The following is a 19696-nucleotide window of genomic DNA, read 5'->3' on the forward strand; positions in this document are numbered from 1 at the left end:
GCGGGTCTCATGATTTGTCGATCCGCATGGCAAACCGGTCCTGCAGGCTCGCGAGATAGATGGCGATGAGCAGGACACCGCCGAACACCATCTGGCGAATCGAGGGCTCGATGCCGATCAAGTTCATGATATTTTCAATAATGGCAATGACGATGACCGCGCCGAAGACACCGGAAAGACGGCCGATGCCGCCGCTGAGGCTGGTGCCGCCGAGGATCGTGCCGGCGAACACCATCAGGATGGATCCTTCGCCGAGATCGGCGACGACGGATTGCAGGCGCCCGACCTCGAGCAGGCCGCCGACCGCAGCGGCAAATCCGGCGATGGCGAAGCAGAGGATCTTGGTGCGCTGGACCTTGACGCCGGCGAGGAGGGCGGCCTCCTCATTGTTGCCGATGGCGTAGATTTCCTTGCCTATGCGGTGGCGCTCCATGATCACCCAGGCGATGAGGTAGAGCAGCAGCCAGACGAAGATCGCGATCGGGATGCCGAGCCAGCGCTGCTCGCCGAGATAGGTATATTCCGGCGGCAGGTAGTAGACACCTTCGGGAATCAGATAGACGACCGCGCCGCGCATGAGGAGGAGGGTGGCGAGCGTCACCAGGAAGGCATTGACCCTGAGCTTGACGGCGAAGGCGCCGGCAGCGGCGCCGACGGCGAAGCCGATCAGCGGGGTCAGGATCACGGCCAGGATCGGGGGGATGACTTCGGGCAGCCAATTGAGCATGGCGACGATGGCGATCGTCGGGCTGAAGGCAAAGGTGGATTCGAGCGACAGATCCACCTCCTTGATCAGGAGCACGAGAAACAGGCCAAGAACCATGCAGCCGAGCGGGGCCGCGGCCCACATCACATTGAGAAGGTTCTGTGCCGTGGCAAAGCCGCGGATGTTGATGCCGAAGAGGACCAGGACGAGCAGGAGCAGCCAGATCAGGTGCCGTTCGAAGAGGAGTCTGGAGAGGCGATGGAATTGCGCGGGCACCGGTCAGACTCCCTGTATGGTCTTGTAGAGCGTTGCGACGTTGAAAGCCTGCGTGCCGCGGTTCAGCACGCTGACGATGCGCCCACGGAAGAACACCAATATGCGGTCGCAGACGGCGATGAGCTCGTCCTCGCTTTCGGACAGCATGATGACGCCGCTCGCCAACGCGAGCTCTTCGCGAATGGCGCGCAGGATCTCGGGCTTGGTGGCGAGATCGACGCCGCGTGTGGGCTCGTTCAGGATGAACAGGCGAGGGCTCGACAGGGTCAGCCGGCCGATCAGCACCTTCTGCTTGTTGCCGCCCGACAGCTCAGTCATGGCGGTGAAGGGGCCCGCCGCCTTCACCTTGAATTCCGTCATCTTCGCGCGCGTCATCGCTTCGGCGCGCGTCTCGTCGATCAGGCCAAGGGCATTGCTGAACGAGCGGTAGCTCGAGATCAGCGTGTTTTCGACGATGGAGCGCCCCGGTATGACGGCCTGCCGCTCGCGGTGCTTGGGCAGGAACCCGATCCCGTGGCGGATGGCGATGGCGGGCGAAGCGATGCCGACGGGGCGACCTTCGATGGCGATGGCGCCGGCATCGGGCCGCTTCATGCCGAATAACGCCTCCACGGCCTCTTCCTTGCCCGATCCGTCGAGGCCCGCGAGGCCGATCACCTCGCCAATAGCGACCTCGAATGACGCACTGGTGAGGTTCGGCGGCAGGGACAGATCCTTGACCGAGACGAAAGGCGCCGACGGCTTGCTCGGCGTGGCGTTGTAGTCATCGAGCCTGGTGACCGGAATGTCGCCGACGATCCAGTTGGCAAGCTCGGCGGCAGTGGTATGCGCCACGTCGAGGGTGGCGACCGCTTTCGAATCGCGCATGACCGTGACCCGATCGCAGAACTCCATGATCTCGCTCACATGATGGGAGATCAGCGTGTAGGAGCGTTCCGGGGCCGCCCTTACGAGCCGGCGCAGCAGCGCCAGCAGCATCTGCTTGCGCTCGCGCGACAGCGACGCCGTTATCTCGTCGAGCAGGATAATCTGAGCCTCCTCGATGAACTGCGCCTTGCCGAAAGCCAGCAGTTGCTGGCTCTCGATGGGAAGCCGTGCCATCGGCTCATCGGGATCAAGAGAGAGGCCGACTTCGGCGGCGACCGCCTTCGCCTTCTTACGCATCGCCGCGGAATTGATGAAGCCGAGGCTGCGATCGATCGGCCGTCCCATGAACAGGTTGTCGGCGATCGACAATCGGGCGGCGAATTTGGGCTCCTGCGGAACCAGCGAGACCCCGAGCGCATGCGCCTTGATCGGATTGTAGCTCGCAATGTCGACGGAATGGCCGTTGATCGCGATGCCCCCGCTGGTGGCACGGGCGAGACCCGAGATCAAGCTCATCAGGACCGATTTGCCGGCGCCGTTGCGGCCGATGATGCCATGGACCTCGCCGCGACGGACGGTGAGATTGACACCTGATACAGCAACGACCCCGGGAAACCGCTTGGTCAGTTCGGTGAGGCGATAAGAGTCGCCCCCGCCTGTCGGTTCGGCAGGATGCTGCATTCTGGGTGTCTCAACGCTCACGTGACCGGGTCATCGTCCAGCCCCGGCCGCTCGCGGCCGGGGCCAGGATGTTAGCTCAATTGCCCTTGGCATCCATCTGGTTCGCCCAGTTCGCCGGATCGTCCGGCTTGACCTCTTCCGGGATGGAGTAGGTCTGGGTCTTGTACCAGGCGCCGTCGAACTTGTCGGACGGAATGATCTCGACCGGCGCCCAAAGCTCATTGCCTTCGATCGGATAGGTCCCGGCCGCGGCGGGCTTGTCGATCAGCTTGCCGGTTTTCATCATGTCGTAGAGAAGGCGCATCGAGATGATGCCTTCGCCGGTTGCCGGCTGCACCGAGACATGCGTCAGGTCGCCCTTGGCCACGGCCTCGAGCTCGGGCTTGGTCCCGTCGACGGTGGCCACCGGAATATGAGCCGGATCATCCGACTTCTTCAGCATGCCTTGCGCGGCGAAAGCCGGAATGGCGCCGCCGATCCCCATCGTGCCGTCGATGCTGGCAACGCCCAGGATCTTGTCCTTGCCATAGCGCGAGATGATGTCGTCCACGGCCTTGCGCGCCTTGCTGCCGTCGCAGCCGGCTTCGCGGGTTTCGATCTTGAGATTGGGATTCTCCTTGACCAGCGGATCGAGGACCGAGTGATAGCCGGTGCTGCGGCCGATATCGAACGAGGCGGTGATGATGCAGCGCAATTCGATGAACACGCCTTCGCTCTTGCGCCAGTCCGTGCCGCGGTGCTTGTCGAGCCAGCCTACGATGGCTTCGCCGCCCTTGCGGCCTGCCGCTTCATTGTCGAAGGCGACAAAGGTCTCCTTGGCCTTCGGCACATAGGCGTTGCTGACGACGACGGGCATGCCCTTGGCGGCGAGCCCATCGAGCACCTTGATCATCGATTCTCCGCGCCACGGCACCAGAAGCACGCCGTCGACGCCGGCGGCGAGCTGGGCATCGAGCGCGTTGCGCTGCTGGGTGGCGTCATTGGCGCCGAATACGGTGAACTCGATCTTGACCTTGTCGGCGGCCTCGATGCGGGCCTTCTCCTGCTCCTGGCCGAGCTGGACACCGTTGAAATAGATGTCATTCGGCTCCCAGCGGATGACGGCGACACGATAGCTGTCCTTGGCGGTTGCCATGGTGACCGACGCGACCAGCGCGGTCGCTGCCATGCAGGCTGCCCAGAATTTTCTCTTCATCTGACTCCTCCCAATTGGCGCTCTGTTCTTTATGCGCAAACGTAACATATAATTTTGATATTATATCGTCAATTGCTGATACATACTGATGCGACTTTAATACGATTGGATCGCCATACTTCCTGTAAACCATTGAAATAGTGTCAGTTAACTTGGAACTTCGCAGGCGGGTGATGGGAATGACTATGTTGAAAAATGTTACATCGGGCCCTGGTCGCCATCAGGCTGAGAGTGCCGTCCGCGCCCGGAGCTGCTGGGTCGGGACCAGTTGGAAGATGAACAAGACACTGGCTGAGGCCCGCGCCTTTGCCGAGATGCTGGGGGCTGTCGCACCGGAGGTCGATGCGCGCATCGAGACCTTCATCATCCCGCCCTTCACATCCATCCGCGAGGTGAAGCAGATGCTCGCCACGACGCGCGTCAAGGTCGGGGCGCAGAACATGCATTGGGAAGATGCCGGCGCCTGGACCGGTGAAATATCGCCCGTTATGTTGCAGGACTGCGGCGCAGATCTTGTCGAGCTGGGGCACAGCGAAAGGCGGGAGCATTTCGGCGAGACGGATCGCACGGTCGGCCTCAAGACGGCCGCCGCCCTGCGGCACGGCCTGATGCCGCTGATCTGCGTTGGCGAGACGCTTGCCGAGCGCGATGGCGGGCGGACGCAAGAGATCCTGACCGTCCAGGTCGAGGGTGCGCTGGCGTTTCTCGACGAGGCGGATCGCGCGGCGCCCATTCTCTTCGCCTATGAGCCGGTCTGGGCAATCGGCGCTGGAGGCATTCCAGCCACTGCCGATTATGCCGACGCGCAGCAGGCACAGATCGCGGCCCTGGCCGGCAGGATCCTGGGCCGAACTCCCCCGGTTCTCTATGGCGGCAGTGTCAGCTCAGCCAATGCCGCCGAGCTTGTCGCGAAGCCCCATATCGACGGGCTGTTCATCGGCCGTTCGGCATGGCGGCCGGAAGGGTTTGTCGAAATCCTCGAAATCGTGGCGGAAGCGCAGCGCAGCGAGCGTTGAAATGGCTTGGCCCCGCGCCTACCCTCATAGGCCGAGACTTGTGCTGAAGGATCGTGTCCGTGGAGCTTCATTATATCGATGGCTCTCCTTTCGCGCGGATCGTGCGCGTGCTGGCATGCGAGCATGCGGTCGCGCTGCGTGAGGTCGAGATCGGCAGTTTTCCGCCTCCCGAACGCCTGCTCGATATCAACCCGTTGGGGCAGGTCCCTGTTCTCGTGGCCGATGGCGTGGCTTATTTTCCGACCCGGATCGCCATCGAAGCGCTTTTGGCCCGGGTGATTGAACCTGGCAAAGGCGTCGCGACGACCATCGCCAGGCGGCGCGCTCCGGCCAGGGATGACCAGGATATGGCCGTCATCCTGGCAATGGGAGATGCGCTGGCGGCCCACCACTATGCGCGATGGGCGGGAGTCGGTCCGGTTGCCGAAAATCAGCTCGGATTCGACCCGGCGCAACGGAACATGACGCGTGCCTTGCGGACGCTCGACTGGCTGGAAAAGCGCATGGAGGAAGGCTGCTTTCAGCCGGGCATCCTCTCGGTTCAGGATATTGCGCTGGCCTGTTTCATCCTGTGGACTGAATCGCGCGGGCCTATTGCCTGGCGGGAACGCCCGCAGATCGAGCGTCTGATCGGAAATCTCGAGAGCAGAGCGAGCTTCATTGCGACCAGGCCGCGGCCTCTCAAGCTGAGGCCTGCCGTCGGTTAAAGTCCACGGATGCGCGGGCGCCAGCGCTTCACGATATCGCCTGCGTCATTGCCGCCGCCCGAATTGGCGCTGCGATAGATATCGACGGGGATGCCGCGGCGGGTGAGATTGGCGACAGCCTCGGCCATCACTGCATTGATGATGAAGGTGCCGGAGATCGTCGAGGTCGAGCCCATGCGCTTGTCCGAATTGGGGATCGCGAGACACGCGTCGCCATAAGGCGCCTGGTTGTCGATGACGAGATCGGCGACATCAGAAAGCATCTTGCCGCTTTTGTGGCGCGATGTGACATGGGCCGCATGATCGCTCGAGGTGATGGCGATCACCTTGGCGCCCCGCTCATGGGCGAAAAGGGCGGCCTCGATCGGGAAGGCATTGCGGCCGGAATTGGAGGCGACGAAGAGCACGTCCCTGGGGCCGATCGGGTACTCTTCCAGGATGATCTCGGCATAGCCTTCGAGCCGTTCGAGGACCGTGGAGCGCTGGGCTCCCTGATGCAGCATGAGGGCGGGATCGAGAATCGCCTGCACCGCGGCGGCGCCGCCGGCGCGATAGAACACCTCCTCGGCGATGATGTGGGAATGGCCGCTGCCGGTGACATAGACGAGGCCGCCCTCCGCCAGCGCATCCGCCACCCAGCTCTGCGCGGTCGCGAGCCTGTCGCGCTGCGTCGCCACGAGCTTCTTCAGCATGTCGGTGATGCTGTCGCAATATTGATCGATCAGCGTCATGTGGTCCTGCGCCGCTGCCCGCATGCCGCTCACCCTGTGATTTCCGCGATATATTCGTAGCGATCGCCGCGATACCAGCTCAGTGCGTCCTCGAGCGCGTTGCCTTGCGCGCCATAGCCGATGCGATGGATGGCGAGCACCGCCGCGCCCGGCCGGATACCGAGCAGGGGGGCGACCTCTTCCGGCACCTCGACCGCCTTGAGGCTCTGCATGATGCGGCGCGGGCGTCCGCCTTGCGCATCCATGCGCGCATAAAGCGAACCTCCGCCGTCGTAATCGCTGCCGACCGCATGGACCGGGAAGATGGAGCGATCATACCCATGACGTCGTCGCCGATCTGGCGCAGGCGCGCCAGCAGCATCACCTCGGTGCCGAGCGGCAGGCCGGTGCGGAAGGAGACATCGGGCGGCACGGGCATCTTGCGGCATTCGAGAATGCGTGAGCTGGGCTTGAGGCCGCGGCTCAGCATGTCGTCGGTGAAGCCGGTGAGCCGCGTGACCGGCTTCAGGATGCGATGGGCAATGAAGGTCCCGGCACCCGGACGGGTGGCGACATAGCCATCCTTGGCGAGCTGCTCGAGGCTCTGGCGCAAGGTGGAGCGCGAAATGCCGAGACCGGCGGCGAATTCCCGTTCCGGCGGCAAAGGCACGCCCGGACTCAGGGTGCGATCCTCGATCGCGGAAGTCATCGCCATGACAAGCCGTATGCCCAGGGGGCCCGACAAATTGTCCATGCGGCGGCGGATTTCCTGCGTCTCGGTCATTGGCACCTTTGGGATCGGCGATCACCTTAGGGTGATCGAGGATGTCTGACAAGATCGGTATGTTATTGGACTGTACATTCCTGGATCCTATTGGCAGTGCATGTGAATCGCATTTCCACAATTAGTATACTAAAAACAGTAATTTACGTAGAGTTCATTCGCATCAGAATAGGCTTGCTGAAACAATTTGCAAAGAACTGGACGGCCGTCCAACAGTCCGATATCATGCCAATATCATACCAAGTGGGGATTCGATGTTGTCCAGAACGAAGGTGCTCAGCTGATGGGCCTTTCGCTCGTGGCGCCCGAATCCGGCGGCGCGGCCGAGCCGTGGCGATTGGCGTCCACAACTGCAATTCACGAACTCCTAAAGTGCGACAGGAGCGACAGGGCCGGTGCGATGGGACTGACTTTTATCGCACCGGCGCCTGTCTATTGAGGATACTGGCACCATGAAGCTCGATGCCTACAGGCTGCGCCGCGCCACGATCGATGATCTGCCGGCGCTCTATCGCGTCTGCCTCAGGACGGGTGCGGCAGGGGATGACGCAACCGATGTCGAGGATGATCCCGAACTGCTCGGCCGGGTCTATGTCGGTCCCTATGTGACGTTCGAACCCAAGCTTGCCTTTGCCCTTGTCGGGCCAGAGGGGGTTGTCGGCTATGTCCTGGGCGTGCTCGATACGCGTCGCTTCAACCGCAAGCTCAAGGATGAGTGGTTGCCGAAGCTGCAGCGGGCGGAGCGCGATCCCGGTGACGACCCGACGCGGTGGCGAGGCAGCGACTGGGTGCGCCATGCCGTGCACCACCCCTTTCTCGAACTTCCGCCGGTGCTCGCAAGCTATCCCTCGCATGCTCATATCGATCTTCTCGAAGACGCGCGGGGTCACGGCATCGGCCGCCACATGATGCAGACGATGATGGAATGCCTCGCGGGTCTCGGCTCTCCTGGTGTGCATCTGCAGGTGAATCCCAGGAATGCCGGCGCTCAGGCCTTCTATCGCAGCCTCGGTTTCGTGCCGATCTCCTCAACCGACCTGCCGGAAGATACGCTGTTCATGGCGCGTCGCATCGCGGACGATGACGAAATGGCCGGCGGCCCGCCGGGAGGACTGGTTTCCTGAGTCGGATCGGTCGGTTAGGGGCGGAGCTCATAGACCGCTTCACCATGACCGGAAATAATCTGCATACTGATCAGAAATAGGCGATCGAGCGTCCGGCGATGACGGCGAGAATCCAGGCCGAGGCCGAGACGCCGGCATGGAGGCGGGCATTTGCCGGGATGGGCGGCGCGAGCATGGTGCGCCGCTTCGCCCAATGATAGAGGCTGAGATTGGCCAGCCCGCAAATGATGAGAAGCATCTTGCCGAGGAAGACCGGATTGCGCCCGAAGGCGGTCGCCTCGGCGCTGAACATGATTGGGCCGCTGATGAGGAGGAGGGCGAGGCCGGTTGCCGCGACGCCGAGAGCGGTGCGCGAAACGGCGCTCGCCATGTCGTAGCGCCGGCGCAGGAGCAGGAGGTCGAAGACGAGAATGGCGCCGACCAGGAACGTGGCGCCCACGACATGGGCGAGATTGGCGAGCGGATAGAGCCAGACCGAGCCGCGGGCGGCTAAGCCCAGGGATGAGAATTCGAGACTCTCGAGAAATGCGCTCCACATCGCCGGTCAGCGCATCTCATAGACCTTGCCGTCGACGGTGATCCGCTCGGCCCGCATCTCATGCTCGCGCCGTGTCGAGGGATAGCCCTCCGCCTTGATCATGGTGCCGGTCTTGAGCATCGCCTCGCTCAGGCCCCTGTTGCTCATGCGCGAGATCGGGGCGAGGGTGATTTCCCAGGTGGCATTCTCATATTTCAGCATCACATGGGCATGCGGGTTCTGCCAGGCGATCATGTCGATCGGGGCTTCGATGGTGAATTTCCCGGCTGAGTCATAGCTGCCCCAGCCATGATGGGCCGATGCCGCGGTGGCGGCACTCAAAGTGAAGAGGAGAGCGGCGGTCAGTTGCCGGTGCATAGCGATCCTCCTTCATGAGGCGAGAGCCGTCATTGCCAATCTAGCGGCTGAGGCCACGACGACAATGAAGAAGGCCCCGGTCTCCCGGGAATGTGAAGAGGCTTGCTTTTTGTATAAGTATATACTTATATATTGATCATGGTTGAGACCGAGATTTTCCGTGCCCTGGCCGACCCGACGCGGCGCGCCGTATTCGAGCGGGTGGCGGCGCGCGAAATGAGCGTCAGCGAGCTGAAGAGCCATTTCGCGGTCTCACAACCCGCCATCTCGCAGCATCTGGCGATGCTCAAGGGGGCTGGGCTCGTCAGTGAGCGGCGCCAGGGACGCTTCGCCTATTACCGCGCGGATCCGAAGGGCATTGCGCCCCTCGCCAGCTGGGTGGAGCGCTATCGTGTCTTCTGGCCCGAACGCATCGAGAAGCTGAGGGATGTTCTCAAAGGAATGGATGAATGAGCGACGAAAGCATGGCCGACGACAGGATCATCACCGAATGCGATCTCGATGCGGCACCCGGCAAGGTCTGGCGGGCGCTGACCGAACCTCATCTCGTCAAGGCCTGGCTGGTGCCGGATGACGTCGATTGCCGGGTGATGGAAGCGCAGCCCGGGCAACTGCTGCGCTGCTCCTGGCGCAGCCGCCGTGACGAGCGCGATGACGAGGGCAACAGCCTCGATACCGTCGTCACCTTCGAATTGAGCGAGACGCAAGCGGGCGGCACGCACCTGCGCATCGTGCATGAAGGCTTCGCGATGGTGGCGCCCGCCGCCAATGACAATGGCGAGATCATGATGATGAGGGCGGCATGAGCAATTTCGTTCCGGTCGTCATCGAGCAGTCGAGCCGCGGCGAGCGTTCCTTCGATATCTTCTCGCGTCTGCTGCGCGAGCGCATCGTTTTCCTCAACGGCCAGATCGACGACAACATGTCGGCGATCATCTGCGCCCAGCTCCTGTTCCTCGAGGCGGAAGGGGCGGGCAAGGAAATCGCCATGTATATCAACTCGCCGGGCGGCGTGGTGACCAGCGGTTTCGCCATTTACGACACGATGCAATATATCAAATGCCCGATCTCGACCGTGTGCATGGGCTTCGCCGCGTCGATGGCGTCGTTTCTCCTGATGGCCGGTACGCCGGGCCGGCGCATCTCGCTGCCCAATGCCCGCATCCTGCTGCATCAGCCTTCCGGCGGGTTCCAGGGCCAGGCCTCCGATATCGAGCGCCACGCCCAGGACATCATCAAGATGAAGAAGCGCATGATCGGGCTCTATGCCAGGCACTGCAAGCGCAGCACCGAAGAGGTCGAGCGCACCCTCGACCGTGATTTCTTCATGACGGCGGAAGAGGCGCGTGACTGGGGCCTCGTCGATCATGTCTATGAGGTCAGGGCCGGCAAAGCCGCCTGAATAGGCGTCATTTTCGGGAATTCCTGCAGGAAACCTTATCTCCGTGGCCTTAGGCTGGCGGGACCGGCGGAGAGGCTTCCGCGGGCACCTGCTGTCATTTTCGGGCGGTTCCCATGCTATTTGCGCTATCAGGCTGGAATCACGATATTGGGCCCATGGACGAACCGGAAGACATCATTGCGGATGAAGAGGCCGTGGGCGATGGCCCTGGTCCGCATGTCATCCGCGCCCATCTGAAGACGCTGCCCAACAGGCCCGGCGTCTACCGGATGTTCGATGCCAAGGGCGATGTTCTCTATGTCGGCAAGGCGAGGAGCCTGAAGAACCGGGTGGCGAGCTATATCAGGCTCGGCGGCCACACCAACCGCATCGCGGCGATGATCTCGCTCACCGCCAATATGGAGTTCGTGACCACCGAGACGGAGGCCGAGGCGCTTCTCCTCGAAGCCAATCTGATCAAGAAGCTCCGGCCCCGCTTCAACGTCTCTTTGCGCGACGACAAGTCCTTTCCCTATATCCTGATCCGCAAGGACCATGAGGTCGCCCAGATCGTCAAGCATCGCGGTGCGCGCTCGCACAAGGGCAGCTATTTCGGGCCCTTCGCCTCGGCCGGTGCCGTCAACCGCACGATCAACGCCTTGCAGAAGGCCTTTCTTCTGCGCTCCTGCACCGACAGCGTTTACGAGAACCGCACCAGGCCGTGCTTGCTCTATCAGATCAAGCGCTGCTCGGCGCCCTGTGTAGGCGAGATCGCGGCCGACAAATACAATGAGCTGGTGGACGAGGCGGAAGCCTTCCTCAACGGAAAGAGCAAGGCGGTGAAGGCCGATCTGGCGCGGCTGATGGAAGAGGCGTCCGAGAAGCTCGATTTCGAAAGTGCTGCCCGCTACCGCGACCGTATCCAGGCGATGAGCTTCGTCACCTCCGAGCAGGGCATCAACCCGCAAGGCGTGGAAGAAGCCGATGTCTTCGGCTTGGCACAGGAGGGCGGGCAGACCTGCATCCAGGTTTTCTTCTTCCGCGCCGGGCAGAACTGGGGCAACCGGCCCTATTTCCCGCGCGCCGACAAGTCCCTGGCCGCGGCGGAGGTGCTGGGCTCGTTCCTGGCGCAGTTCTATGACGACAAGCCCATTCCGCCCCTGATCCTCCTGTCGCATGAGATCGAGGAGACGGCGCTGCTCGAGGAGGCGCTTGCCACCCATGCCGGCCGCAAGGTCGAGATCGCGGTGCCGCAGCGCGGCGAGAAGAAGGCGCTGGTCGAGCATGCGGTCACCAATGCGCGCGAGGCCATGGGCCGCAAGCTCGCCGAATCCTCCTCCCAGGCCAAGCTCCTGGCCGGGGTCGCCCGCGTCTTCGGCCTGGCGGAAGCGCCGCGCCGCATCGAGGTCTATGACAACTCCCATATCCAGGGCGCCCAGGCGGTGGGCGGCATGATCGTCGCGGGGCCCGAAGGCTTCCTCAAATCGCAATATCGCAAGTTCAATATCCGCGCCGAGGACCTGACGCCGGGAGATGATTTCGGCATGATGCGCGAGGTGCTGACGCGGCGGTTCTCGCGCTTGCTTAAGGAACATGGTGAACGGGAGCCCGCCAATGAGACGAGCCCCGACCAGCCGCAGGCCTGGCCGGATCTTGTGCTGATCGACGGCGGCCAGGGCCAGCTCAATGCGGCGCGCGCCGTGCTGGCCGATCTCGGCATTGCCGATCTCTGCATCGCGGGCGTCGCAAAAGGACCAGACCGGGATGCCGGCCGGGAGCATTTCTATGTGCCTGACAAGCCGTCTTTCATGATCGAGGGGCGCGACCCGGTGCTTTACTATATCCAGCGCCTCAGGGACGAGGCGCACCGCTTCGCCATCGGCAGCCATCGGGCGAAGCGCGCCAGGGCCATTGCCCTCAACCCGCTGGACGAGATCGCGGGTATTGGCCCGACTCGCAAAAAAGCCTTATTACAGGCCTTTGGATCGGCCAAGGCGGTGGCGCGGGCCAGCCTTGCCGATCTGGCAAAGGTCGAAGGGGTGAATAACGCTCTGGCCCAGGCTATCTATGACCACTTCCACGAGGGCGCTCCATGAGCGATGCCGTAACGAAATTGGCCCAGAAGGAAAGCCAGCGCCATGCGCTGAGCCTGCCCAATCTGCTCACCTATGGGCGGCTGGTCGCGGTGCCGTTGGTGGCGGGGCTCATCCTGTGGGGCGGTGATGCGGCGCGCTGGACGGCGCTCGCTTTCTTCATCGCGGCGGCCATCACCGATTTCTTCGACGGTTATCTGGCCAGGCGCTGGAGCCAGCAATCGGCCCTGGGGCGCATGCTCGACCCGATTGCCGACAAGGTGCTGGTCGCCGTCGTGCTTCTGGTGCTCGCGGCCGATCGCACCATCGATGATGCGCATCTGTGGGCGGCGGTCATCATCCTCACCCGCGAGGTGCTGGTGTCGGGCCTGCGCGAATTCCTGGCGGAACTGCGCGTCTCGGTGCCGGTGACCAAGGTGGCCAAATGGAAGACGACGGTGCAGCTGATCGCCATCGGCTTCCTCATCGCCGGGCCCGCCGGCGACAAGATCCTTCCCTATGTCAGCGAATTCGGCCTGTTCTGCCTGTGGATCGCCGCGGCGCTCACGCTTTATACAGGCTATGATTATTTCCGGGCCGGCATCGGCCATGTGATGGAAGACAAGTGACGAAGATTCTCTATTTCGCCCGCATGCGTCAGATCATCGGCAAGGGGGAGGAGGACATCGCGATCCCAGGCGAGGTCAAGACCGTCAGCATGCTGATCGATTTCCTCAAAGGCCGCGATGAATCCTATGCCGCGGCCTTCGCCGATCCGCGCATCATCCGCGCTGCCATCGACCAGGCACATGCGCCGCTCGACACGCCGATCGCCGGCGCGCGCGAGATCGCCTTCTTCCCGCCGGTCACCGGGGGATAGGGATTCCACCGTTTTCGGGCTTTCTTCTTTTTGTTCTTCTTGAGCAACGATTAAAATTTGAACTGTCCGGTTAGCAGGAAGTTCAACCCCGGATGTGACTATCGACTGCGATGTTATCCGGGGGCGAATCGATGTTTCATTTGAAATGGTTGCCTATTGCCGCGTGCCTGGTGCTGACAGCTTCTGGTCAATCTGCGGCTTCGCCTTACGATGATTGTCGCGACGGCAATGCGTTCACGGACTCCGAGAACCAGTTCATTGCCTGCGACCATGCTCTGCAAGCGGCATTGGACACGAAGCAGAAGTCCTTTCTCTATTTCAAGCGGGCAGAAGCGCTCTATTGGATGGACAAGTTCGGTCCGGCACTGGCCGATGTCGATCTTGCCATCCAGGGTAACCGGCAACTCGTCCCGGCCTACGTCCGGCGCGCTTGGATTTATCTCACATTCGGGCAATGGGAGGAGGCTAGCCGCGATATCGAAGAAGTACTCGCTCAGGAGCCTCACAATGCCGAGGGACTGTTTGCGCTGAGTTATTTATTTACAAGCATCGAGCCGAATTCGGCCAGGGCGCTCGAAGCCTTGCGGCAATCCCTCGAAATCAAGCCCGATTTTCACCTCGCGCGGCTCAACCTTGCCTACAAGAACTACATGCGTGGTGATCTTGAAGGTATGTTGAAGGAGTTCGACACCATACTGGCGCATGATGCGGGCGAACTTGACAAGGTTTCTTTCCGTTCTGGCGGTCCGAGGCGTGGAACATATCCGTTCAGCGGCTACGTTCGATATGAGCGATCGAAATACCTGATTTTCGCCAGGCGGAACGAGGAGGCGCTTGAGGGCGTCAACTGGCTGATCGCGCATTACCCCAATGTCGCCTCGGCCTTCGTGCTTCGCGGTCAAATTCTAAGAGGCCAAAACAAGGAGAGTGACGCGCTCAAGGAATACAGCCATGCCGTCGAGCTTGATCCTGCCGATGTGGATGCGCGGCGGGGAAAGGCCTGGACGCTTTTCTCCCTTGAGAAAATGGGCGAGGCCATGGCCGAGGCCGACTGGCTGGCCCAGCGAACCTCACCGGTCCGTGGAGAGGGATTCCAGTTGCGCGCTTATATAAACAAAAAGCTTGGCCTTGGTGACCAGGCCCTGCTCGACTATGAAGAGGCGTTCCGAAACGATCGGGAGATATTGCGCCGGACGCAGCGGTTGGTGGTCGAGCTCGGTTATGCCTCCGCCGACAGCTCCGGCGAAGAGTTTCGCAACGGGATGAGAGCCTGCATCGCAGATCCGGAGTGCTACTGAGATGTTTGCGCGGACTTCGGTCTTCGGCCTCGCCCTGACAGCGGGGCTCACCGTTCTCAGCGATTACTCTCTAGCATCCGACCTGGAACAGTGCGAGGCCGCGACTGCGGGCGAGCAGCAGCGGCAAGATGCTTGTGACAGGGTCATGCACGCTTCATCTGCCTCGCCGCGCGATCGTGCGCGAGCGCTGGTTCAATTGGGTCGCCTCGTGCGAATGAAACCGGATGGCTTCAGTCAGTGGCCCGGTATGCTGGACGCAGCCGTAGCCGCCGATCCGACCTATGTGCCGGCAATCCTCAATAGGGCGGAATGGTTTATCTTCGAAACCAAAGGGCATGATGCGGTCAGGCTCCTTGAGCCGGCGCTCGCGAGCAACCCTCGCAACGTCGAGCTTCTGGTCATGCTCGGACGCGCCAATGCCGCCCTCCAGCTGCCCGACCGCGCCTTGCAGTTCTTCAGCGAAGCTCTCGATGAAGATCCTCACCATATGAGAGCCAGCTACGAGGCCGGGCAAGCTTATGAAATGGTGAACGAATATAAGCATGCCGCCGAGGCCTATAGGAAAGCGGGAGAAAGTTACGATCCTTCCTATGTTTCCCAGGGCTGGCTCGGCATCGAGGACCCCAATATTCCGGCCGCGCGCATCTACAATCGCCTGGGTGAAGTCGACAAGGCAGCGGCTCTCCTGACCACCGCCATCGATCGCTCACCTGTGGGACTGGTCCAGGCCAATGTTTTCGAGGCGCGGGCTTCCTACTATCAGGCACTGGGGCGCGATGAGGAGGCGATAGCGGATCTTACATCGGCTCTGCGCAAGGCAAATCCGGATGAGCACATGCCTTTGCTGTTTAAACGCTCGATCCTTTATCAAAGAACGGGCAAAAGCCGGGAAGCAGAAGAGGATATCGGCCGGGCGCTGCGTAGCGGCGACCGCAGGACCGTGCTGCGCATGCAGGTCTATCTGCGTAACCAAGGATATACTGAAGTCACGATCAACGGCGTTGCCGATCCGGGTCTGATGAAGCTGATCTCTGCCTGCTTCGCCACGCCGAAATGCAGCGATGGCCTGGGAAGCCCGATATAGCGGCAAATGCAAGAAACTCGATCGCGGACTCTCAGGAACCATTCTCCTTCCCTGGGGTTGTGCGTCGAGTGAGAGGCATGGATGAGCACCGCTCCCCAGAAACGCTGGTCGCAGGACGTCACGGAGAAGAGCGATGCGCTCGATCTCGACAAAGGCGTCTTCACCTGGAAGAGCCCCAAGCGCATCGCAGCATCGCTGAAACGCTCGGCGGAGCACAGCAGGCGGCGAAAATCCGGCGCCTTCCGCTCCGCCATGTCGATGCTGACCTTCTATGTCAATCGCGGCGGCAAGGATCTGCCCAAGGCCCAGAAAAACGTGCTGGAGCGCGCCAAGGACGAATTGCGCGCCCAGTTCGGCCGGGCGCGCAAGGAGGATTGAGGATCAGGCCGCCTTCTTCTTCGGCTGCACTTCGTTCAGATAATCCGAACGCAGCGCGCGGGTGAGATCGCCGACGGTGAACTTGTAGGGACCGATCTCGCCGACCGGCGTCACCTCGGCGGCCGTGCCGACGATGAAGCACTGCTCGAAGCCCTTCAGCTCTTCCGGCATGATGGCGCGCTCGATGACCTTGATCTGGCGCTTCTGGGCGAGGCCGATGACGGTGCGCCGGGTGATGCCGTCGAGGAAGCAGTCGGGTGTCGGCGTGTGGATCTCGCCATCCTTCACGAAGAAGATATTGGCGCCGGTGCATTCGGCAACGCGGCCGCGCCAGTCGAGCATCATGGCGTCGGCATAGCCCTTGCGCTCGGCCTTGTGCTTGGAAATGGTGCAGATCATGTAGAGGCCGACGGCCTTCGCCTTTGAGGGGGCGGTCATCGGATCGGGCCGGCGATATTCGGCAATGTCGAGCCCGATGCCCTTTTCGAGCTGGGCCGGATCGAAATAGGCCGGCCACTGCCAGATGGCGATGGCGAGATTGATTTTGGTGTTCTGCGCGGCGACGCCCATCATTTCCGACCCGCGCCAGGCGATCGGGCGGACATAGGCGTCGGCAAAACCCTGCCGTTTCAGGGTCTCGCGGCAGGCGGCGTCGATCTCGGCCACCGTATAGGGGATCTTCATGTCGAGGATCTCGGCCGAGTCGATCAGGCGCTGACTGTGCTCGGTCAGCTTGAAGATTTCGCCGCCATAGGCGCGCTCGCCCTCGAAAACGCCGCTGCCATAATGCAGGCCGTGGGTCAGCACATGGACCTTGGCATCCTTCCACGGCACGAATTCGCCGTTCATCCAGATGACGCCTTCGCGCTGGTCAAAAGGAACGATCGCCATGGCACTTCTCCCAATTTTTCCGGCTGCTTGGCATTTTTGCACGCAGCGGCGGTTCGGCCTATATGTCACTACGGCTGTCCGAATATTCGGCCGACATGACGCAATAAGGTTTCTTGCGATTGTGACCTCTTATAACAAACTTCGGAAAATACGTCAATATGGCTGACATAATTTCTGGCCGCGATGTGGGTGATGAGGAAATCGTCAGCCTCATCGAGCTCCTGTTCTTCGCCTATCGCGATTTCACCTCCGATCCCGACGCAATCCTGGCGGAATGGGGCTTCGGGCGCGCCCATCATCGGGTCGTGCATTTTGTCGGCCGCAATCCCGGCATGACGGTGGCGCAGCTCCTCGGCATACTGGGCATCACCAAGCAGAGCCTCGGCCGCGTGCTGCGCGACCTGATCGAGAAGGACCTTGTCTATCAGCGCCCGGGCGATCTCGACCGAAGACAGAGACTCCTGTTCCTCACCAGGGAAGGCGAGGCACTCAGGCTCAAGCTGATGGCGCCGCAGGGCGAGCGCATCATCCGCGCGCTCAGCGAGGCGGGCGAAAAGACGGAGCCCTCCTACCGCACCGTGCTGTATCATCTGATCAGCCCGGAGAACCGCCGGGCGGTGAGCGACTGGCTGAAGAGTCGCGCGGAGCAGACGAAGGAATGACAGAGGAGAAGCCGCATATACTGGTCATCGACGATGACCGCCGCATCCGCGAGCTCCTGCAGTCCTATCTGGCGGAGAACGGCTTCCGCGTCTCGGTCGCGCCGACGGCGGCGGGGGCGCGTGAGCGGATGCGCGGCCTCACCTTCGACCTACTCATTCTCGATGTGATGATGCCGGGCGAGAGCGGCACGGCGCTGGCGCAGTCGTTGCGCGGCGCACAGGAGCGGATCCCCATCCTCATGCTGTCGGCGCTGTCGGAGATCGAGGACCGGATCAACGGATTGATGGCGGGAAGCGATGATTACCTGCCGAAGCCCTTCGAGCCCCGGGAATTGCTGCTCAGGGTGCAGAACCTGCTGCGCCGGGCGGCGCCACCGGTCGACCATCGGGTCGATGTGCGGTTCGGCGACTGCCTGTTCAACGTGACGCGCGGCGAGCTCAGGCGCAATGGCGATCTGGTCAAGCTGACGACGCGGGAGCGGGAACTCCTGCGCCTCTTCATCCAGAATGCCGGCAAGCCGATCACCCGCGCCGAGCTTTCCCCCGACGGGGCAGAGGACAATGCCCGAACCGTGGATGTTCAGATCAACCGCCTGCGCCAGAAGATCGAGGAAGACCCGTCCAACCCGGTTTATCTGCAAACCGTGCGCGGGGCAGGCTATACTCTGCATATAGACTGAGGATGCCAGATGAGCGCCGTCACCGAGACCGCAAGGAAGGTCGAACACAGCTTCTACTGGAAGTTCAACCGTTTCCTCGAGCGCTATCTGCCGGCCGGACTCTATCAGCGCTCGCTCATCATCGTCATCGCTCCGATCGTGCTCCTGCAATGCATCATGGTCGGCATCATCCTCGACCGGCACTGGGACAACGTCACCAAGGTGCTGGCCCGCTCGTTGTCGCGCGAGATCAATCTCATCATCGAGCTCTACGACAAGTCGGCCAAGACGCCGGACGACGTCGGCGAGATCGAGCAGATGGCGAACAAGACCTTGCGGCTCAATCTCGATATCGAGCACAATGCCGAATTGCCGCCGCCGGTGCCGACGCCGTGGCTGTCGATGGTCGACAGCCGCCTCAGTGCCTATCTCAACAACAGCGGCAAGCCGTTCTGGATCGACAGCACCGGCAAGGTCGGCTATGTCGATATCCGCATCGAGGTCGAGAAGGGCACGGTCTTCCGCATCCTGGCCGAGGATGAACGCGCTTTCGCCGCGAACACCAACTCGCTGCTGAGCTGGATGTTCATGTCGATGCTGATCCTGCTCTCCATCGCCATCGTCTTCATGCGCAAGCAGATCAAGCCGATCCTGGAGCTGGCGCATGCGGCGAGAAGCTTCGGTCTTGGCCGCGATGTGAGCGACTTCAACCCGCGGGGTGCCACGGAAGTGCGCCAGGCGGCGCAGGCCTTCCTCAACATGAAGGAGCGCATTGAGCGCCATGTCGACCAGCGCACCGCGATGCTGGCCGGCGTCAGCCATGACCTGCGCACCATCCTCACCCGCTTCAAGCTCGAGCTCGCCTTCCTCGGCGACAATGACAAGGTGATGGCGCTCAAGGGCGATGTCGAGGAAATGCAGACGATGCTCGAGGCCTATATGAACTTCGCCCGTGGCGCCGGCGGTGAGAAGGCGGAGGCTTCCGATATCACCCGCATGGTCGAAGGGGCCGTGAAGACCGGGGCCAAGCCCAACTCCCGGGTTTCCGTCGATATGGCGCCCGATCTCGTCGCCAAGGTCAAGCCCAATGCCTTCCGCCGCCTTATCGTCAACCTGATCGCCAATGCGGCGCGCTTCGGCGAGGAGATCGCGATCAGGGTCAAGGCGAAGACCAATCGCCTGGTGATCGTGATCGACGACAATGGGCCCGGCATCCCCGCCAATATGCGCGAAGACGTGTTCCGGCCGTTCTTCCGGCTCGACGAGGCGCGCAATCAGGACGAGACGGGGACCGGGCTCGGCCTTTCGATCGCCCGTGACATTGCGCGCGCCCATGGCGGCGACATCACGCTCGAGGAAAGTCCGCTCGGCGGCCTGCGCGCCGTGGTGAGGATTCCGGTGTGAGCGTTATACCGTTTTAATATCAAAAC

At 62.0% G+C, this 19696-nt stretch carries 22 protein-coding genes and 2 pseudogenes; 15 read left to right on the forward strand and 9 right to left on the reverse strand.

Annotated features, from left to right (window positions below; all coding sequences use genetic code 11):
- Nucleotides 1-7: 7 nt before the first annotated feature.
- The 3 genes from DT068_RS08860 to DT068_RS08870 all read right to left on the reverse strand — a co-directional run bounded on the left by DT068_RS08860 (nucleotide 8) and on the right by DT068_RS08870 (nucleotide 3725).
- A complete protein-coding gene (locus DT068_RS08860; RefSeq protein WP_119389457.1) occupies nucleotides 8-982 on the reverse strand; it encodes an ABC transporter permease in 975 nt (324 codons plus the stop codon).
- Between the two features lie 3 nt (nucleotides 983-985).
- On the reverse strand, nucleotides 986-2530 hold the full coding sequence (locus DT068_RS08865) for a sugar ABC transporter ATP-binding protein (protein WP_119389458.1): 1545 nt from the start codon (nucleotides 2528-2530) through the stop codon (nucleotides 986-988).
- A gap of 76 nt (nucleotides 2531-2606) precedes the next feature.
- Nucleotides 2607-3725: a sugar ABC transporter substrate-binding protein gene (locus DT068_RS08870; RefSeq protein WP_162914080.1), complete on the reverse strand. Its 1119-nt coding sequence runs from the start codon at nucleotides 3723-3725 to the stop codon at nucleotides 2607-2609.
- Between the two features lie 254 nt (nucleotides 3726-3979).
- Between DT068_RS08870 and DT068_RS08875 the strand changes: the two are divergent.
- Nucleotides 3980-4741: pseudogene (locus DT068_RS08875) on the forward strand (triose-phosphate isomerase); the annotation flags it as partial.
- Between the two features lie 59 nt (nucleotides 4742-4800).
- Complete coding sequence (locus DT068_RS08880; RefSeq protein WP_162914081.1) at nucleotides 4801-5448, forward strand: glutathione S-transferase family protein; 648 nt, start codon at nucleotides 4801-4803, stop codon at nucleotides 5446-5448.
- On the opposite strand, the gene DT068_RS08885 is transcribed toward DT068_RS08880, so the two are convergent.
- The 3 genes and pseudogenes from DT068_RS08885 to DT068_RS28315 all read right to left on the reverse strand — a co-directional run.
- Complete coding sequence (locus DT068_RS08885; RefSeq protein WP_119389462.1) at nucleotides 5445-6203, reverse strand: sugar isomerase domain-containing protein; 759 nt, start codon at nucleotides 6201-6203, stop codon at nucleotides 5445-5447. The two genes, DT068_RS08880 and DT068_RS08885, sit on opposite strands and share 4 nt — an antisense overlap.
- 5 nt (nucleotides 6204-6208) lie before the next feature.
- Complete coding sequence (locus DT068_RS28310; RefSeq protein WP_368904628.1) at nucleotides 6209-6607, reverse strand: UTRA domain-containing protein; 399 nt, start codon at nucleotides 6605-6607, stop codon at nucleotides 6209-6211.
- Nucleotides 6511-6942: pseudogene (locus DT068_RS28315) on the reverse strand (GntR family transcriptional regulator); the annotation flags it as partial. The pseudogene DT068_RS28315 and the gene DT068_RS28310, both read right to left, overlap by 97 nt.
- A gap of 452 nt (nucleotides 6943-7394) precedes the next feature.
- Between DT068_RS28315 and DT068_RS08895 the strand changes: the two are divergent.
- On the forward strand, nucleotides 7395-8066 hold the full coding sequence (locus DT068_RS08895) for a GNAT family N-acetyltransferase (protein ID WP_119389464.1): 672 nt from the start codon (nucleotides 7395-7397) through the stop codon (nucleotides 8064-8066).
- Between the two features lie 70 nt (nucleotides 8067-8136).
- Here DT068_RS08895 and DT068_RS08900 read toward each other — a convergent pair whose 3' ends face one another.
- Nucleotides 8137-8604, reverse strand: a complete 468-nt coding sequence (locus tag DT068_RS08900) for a hypothetical protein (protein WP_119389465.1) — start codon at nucleotides 8602-8604, stop codon at nucleotides 8137-8139.
- Between the two features lie 6 nt (nucleotides 8605-8610).
- Nucleotides 8611-8961: a DUF6152 family protein gene (locus tag DT068_RS08905; RefSeq protein ID WP_119389466.1), complete on the reverse strand. Its 351-nt coding sequence runs from the start codon at nucleotides 8959-8961 to the stop codon at nucleotides 8611-8613.
- Between the two features lie 138 nt (nucleotides 8962-9099).
- On the opposite strand from DT068_RS08905, the gene DT068_RS08910 reads away from it, so the two are divergent.
- The 9 genes from DT068_RS08910 (at nucleotide 9100) to DT068_RS08950 (ending at nucleotide 16054) form a co-directional block, all read left to right on the forward strand.
- The gene (locus tag DT068_RS08910; RefSeq protein WP_119389785.1) at nucleotides 9100-9414 is read left to right on the forward strand and encodes an ArsR/SmtB family transcription factor; all 315 of its coding nucleotides are present in this window, start codon (nucleotides 9100-9102) and stop codon (nucleotides 9412-9414) included.
- On the forward strand, nucleotides 9411-9767 hold the full coding sequence (locus DT068_RS08915; RefSeq protein WP_119389467.1) for an SRPBCC family protein: 357 nt from the start codon (nucleotides 9411-9413) through the stop codon (nucleotides 9765-9767). Before DT068_RS08910 ends, DT068_RS08915 begins: the two co-directional genes overlap by 4 nt.
- On the forward strand, nucleotides 9764-10363 hold the full coding sequence (locus tag DT068_RS08920; protein WP_119389468.1) for an ATP-dependent Clp protease proteolytic subunit: 600 nt from the start codon (nucleotides 9764-9766) through the stop codon (nucleotides 10361-10363). Before DT068_RS08915 ends, DT068_RS08920 begins: the two co-directional genes overlap by 4 nt.
- 155 nt (nucleotides 10364-10518) lie before the next feature.
- Nucleotides 10519-12438, forward strand: a complete 1920-nt coding sequence (gene uvrC, locus DT068_RS08925) for an excinuclease ABC subunit UvrC (RefSeq protein ID WP_368904583.1) — start codon at nucleotides 10519-10521, stop codon at nucleotides 12436-12438.
- Complete coding sequence (gene pgsA, locus DT068_RS08930; protein WP_119389470.1) at nucleotides 12435-13043, forward strand: CDP-diacylglycerol--glycerol-3-phosphate 3-phosphatidyltransferase; 609 nt, start codon at nucleotides 12435-12437, stop codon at nucleotides 13041-13043. The genes uvrC and pgsA overlap by 4 nt, the downstream gene beginning before the upstream one ends.
- Complete coding sequence (moaD, locus tag DT068_RS08935; RefSeq protein ID WP_119389471.1) at nucleotides 13040-13294, forward strand: molybdopterin converting factor subunit 1; 255 nt, start codon at nucleotides 13040-13042, stop codon at nucleotides 13292-13294. Before pgsA ends, moaD begins: the two co-directional genes overlap by 4 nt.
- A gap of 131 nt (nucleotides 13295-13425) precedes the next feature.
- A complete protein-coding gene (locus DT068_RS08940) occupies nucleotides 13426-14592 on the forward strand; it encodes a tetratricopeptide repeat protein (protein ID WP_162914082.1) in 1167 nt (388 codons plus the stop codon).
- Nucleotide 14593: 1 nt separating this feature from the next.
- Nucleotides 14594-15676 carry a tetratricopeptide repeat protein gene (locus DT068_RS08945; RefSeq protein ID WP_119389473.1) on the forward strand — a complete coding sequence of 361 codons (1083 nt, stop codon included), beginning with the start codon at nucleotides 14594-14596 and terminating at the stop codon, nucleotides 15674-15676.
- Between the two features lie 81 nt (nucleotides 15677-15757).
- Nucleotides 15758-16054, forward strand: coding sequence for a DUF3175 domain-containing protein (locus DT068_RS08950; protein ID WP_119389474.1), 297 nt, complete (start codon nucleotides 15758-15760; stop codon nucleotides 16052-16054).
- A 3-nt stretch (nucleotides 16055-16057) separates the two neighbouring features.
- On the opposite strand, the gene DT068_RS08955 is transcribed toward DT068_RS08950, so the two are convergent.
- Nucleotides 16058-16945: a branched-chain amino acid aminotransferase gene (locus DT068_RS08955; RefSeq protein ID WP_119389475.1), complete on the reverse strand. Its 888-nt coding sequence runs from the start codon at nucleotides 16943-16945 to the stop codon at nucleotides 16058-16060.
- Nucleotides 16946-17103: 158 nt separating this feature from the next.
- Between DT068_RS08955 and DT068_RS08960 the strand changes: the two genes are divergently transcribed.
- Genes DT068_RS08960 through DT068_RS08970 form a run of 3 tightly spaced genes read left to right on the forward strand, consistent with a single transcriptional unit; the run spans nucleotide 17104 to nucleotide 19670 of the window.
- A complete protein-coding gene (locus tag DT068_RS08960) occupies nucleotides 17104-17607 on the forward strand; it encodes a MarR family winged helix-turn-helix transcriptional regulator (protein WP_119389476.1) in 504 nt (167 codons plus the stop codon).
- Entirely contained in the window at nucleotides 17604-18287 is a 684-nt protein-coding gene (locus DT068_RS08965; protein WP_119389477.1) for a response regulator, read from the forward strand. The genes DT068_RS08960 and DT068_RS08965 overlap by 4 nt, the downstream gene beginning before the upstream one ends.
- Before the next feature lie 9 nt (nucleotides 18288-18296).
- Nucleotides 18297-19670, forward strand: coding sequence for an ATP-binding protein (locus DT068_RS08970; protein ID WP_119389478.1), 1374 nt, complete (start codon nucleotides 18297-18299; stop codon nucleotides 19668-19670).
- The last annotated feature ends 26 nt before the right edge of the window (nucleotides 19671-19696 follow it).

Origin of the sequence: Taklimakanibacter lacteus, from assembly GCA_003576695.1 — a bacterium.
GTDB lineage: Bacteria > Pseudomonadota > Alphaproteobacteria > Rhizobiales > Aestuariivirgaceae > Taklimakanibacter > Taklimakanibacter lacteus.

Bases quoted from the DNA above. Each gene is read 5' to 3' on its own strand.
- DT068_RS08910 (WP_119389785.1), top strand. From the start codon at position 9,100: ATGGTTGAGACCGAGATTTTCCGTGCCCTGGCCGACCCGACGCGGCGC.
- DT068_RS08895 (WP_119389464.1), top strand. From the start codon at position 7,395: ATGAAGCTCGATGCCTACAGGCTGCGCCGCGCCACGATCGATGATCTG.
- DT068_RS08870 (WP_162914080.1), bottom strand. From the start codon at position 3,725: ATGAAGAGAAAATTCTGGGCAGCCTGCATGGCAGCGACCGCGCTGGTC.
- pgsA (WP_119389470.1), top strand. From the start codon at position 12,435: ATGAGCGATGCCGTAACGAAATTGGCCCAGAAGGAAAGCCAGCGCCAT.
- DT068_RS08865 (WP_119389458.1), bottom strand. From the start codon at position 2,530: ATGCAGCATCCTGCCGAACCGACAGGCGGGGGCGACTCTTATCGCCTC.
- DT068_RS08945 (WP_119389473.1), top strand. From the start codon at position 14,594: ATGTTTGCGCGGACTTCGGTCTTCGGCCTCGCCCTGACAGCGGGGCTC.
- DT068_RS08900 (WP_119389465.1), bottom strand. From the start codon at position 8,604: ATGTGGAGCGCATTTCTCGAGAGTCTCGAATTCTCATCCCTGGGCTTA.
- DT068_RS08970 (WP_119389478.1), top strand. From the start codon at position 18,297: ATGAGCGCCGTCACCGAGACCGCAAGGAAGGTCGAACACAGCTTCTAC.
- DT068_RS08920 (WP_119389468.1), top strand. From the start codon at position 9,764: ATGAGCAATTTCGTTCCGGTCGTCATCGAGCAGTCGAGCCGCGGCGAG.
- DT068_RS28310 (WP_368904628.1), bottom strand. From the start codon at position 6,607: ATGCCGCAAGATGCCCGTGCCGCCCGATGTCTCCTTCCGCACCGGCCT.
- DT068_RS08885 (WP_119389462.1), bottom strand. From the start codon at position 6,203: ATGCGGGCAGCGGCGCAGGACCACATGACGCTGATCGATCAATATTGC.
- uvrC (WP_368904583.1), top strand. From the start codon at position 10,519: ATGGACGAACCGGAAGACATCATTGCGGATGAAGAGGCCGTGGGCGAT.
- DT068_RS08960 (WP_119389476.1), top strand. From the start codon at position 17,104: ATGGCTGACATAATTTCTGGCCGCGATGTGGGTGATGAGGAAATCGTC.
- DT068_RS08905 (WP_119389466.1), bottom strand. From the start codon at position 8,961: ATGCACCGGCAACTGACCGCCGCTCTCCTCTTCACTTTGAGTGCCGCC.
- DT068_RS08950 (WP_119389474.1), top strand. From the start codon at position 15,758: ATGAGCACCGCTCCCCAGAAACGCTGGTCGCAGGACGTCACGGAGAAG.
- DT068_RS08955 (WP_119389475.1), bottom strand. From the start codon at position 16,945: ATGGCGATCGTTCCTTTTGACCAGCGCGAAGGCGTCATCTGGATGAAC.
- DT068_RS08915 (WP_119389467.1), top strand. From the start codon at position 9,411: ATGAGCGACGAAAGCATGGCCGACGACAGGATCATCACCGAATGCGAT.
- DT068_RS08965 (WP_119389477.1), top strand. From the start codon at position 17,604: ATGACAGAGGAGAAGCCGCATATACTGGTCATCGACGATGACCGCCGC.
- DT068_RS08940 (WP_162914082.1), top strand. From the start codon at position 13,426: ATGTTTCATTTGAAATGGTTGCCTATTGCCGCGTGCCTGGTGCTGACA.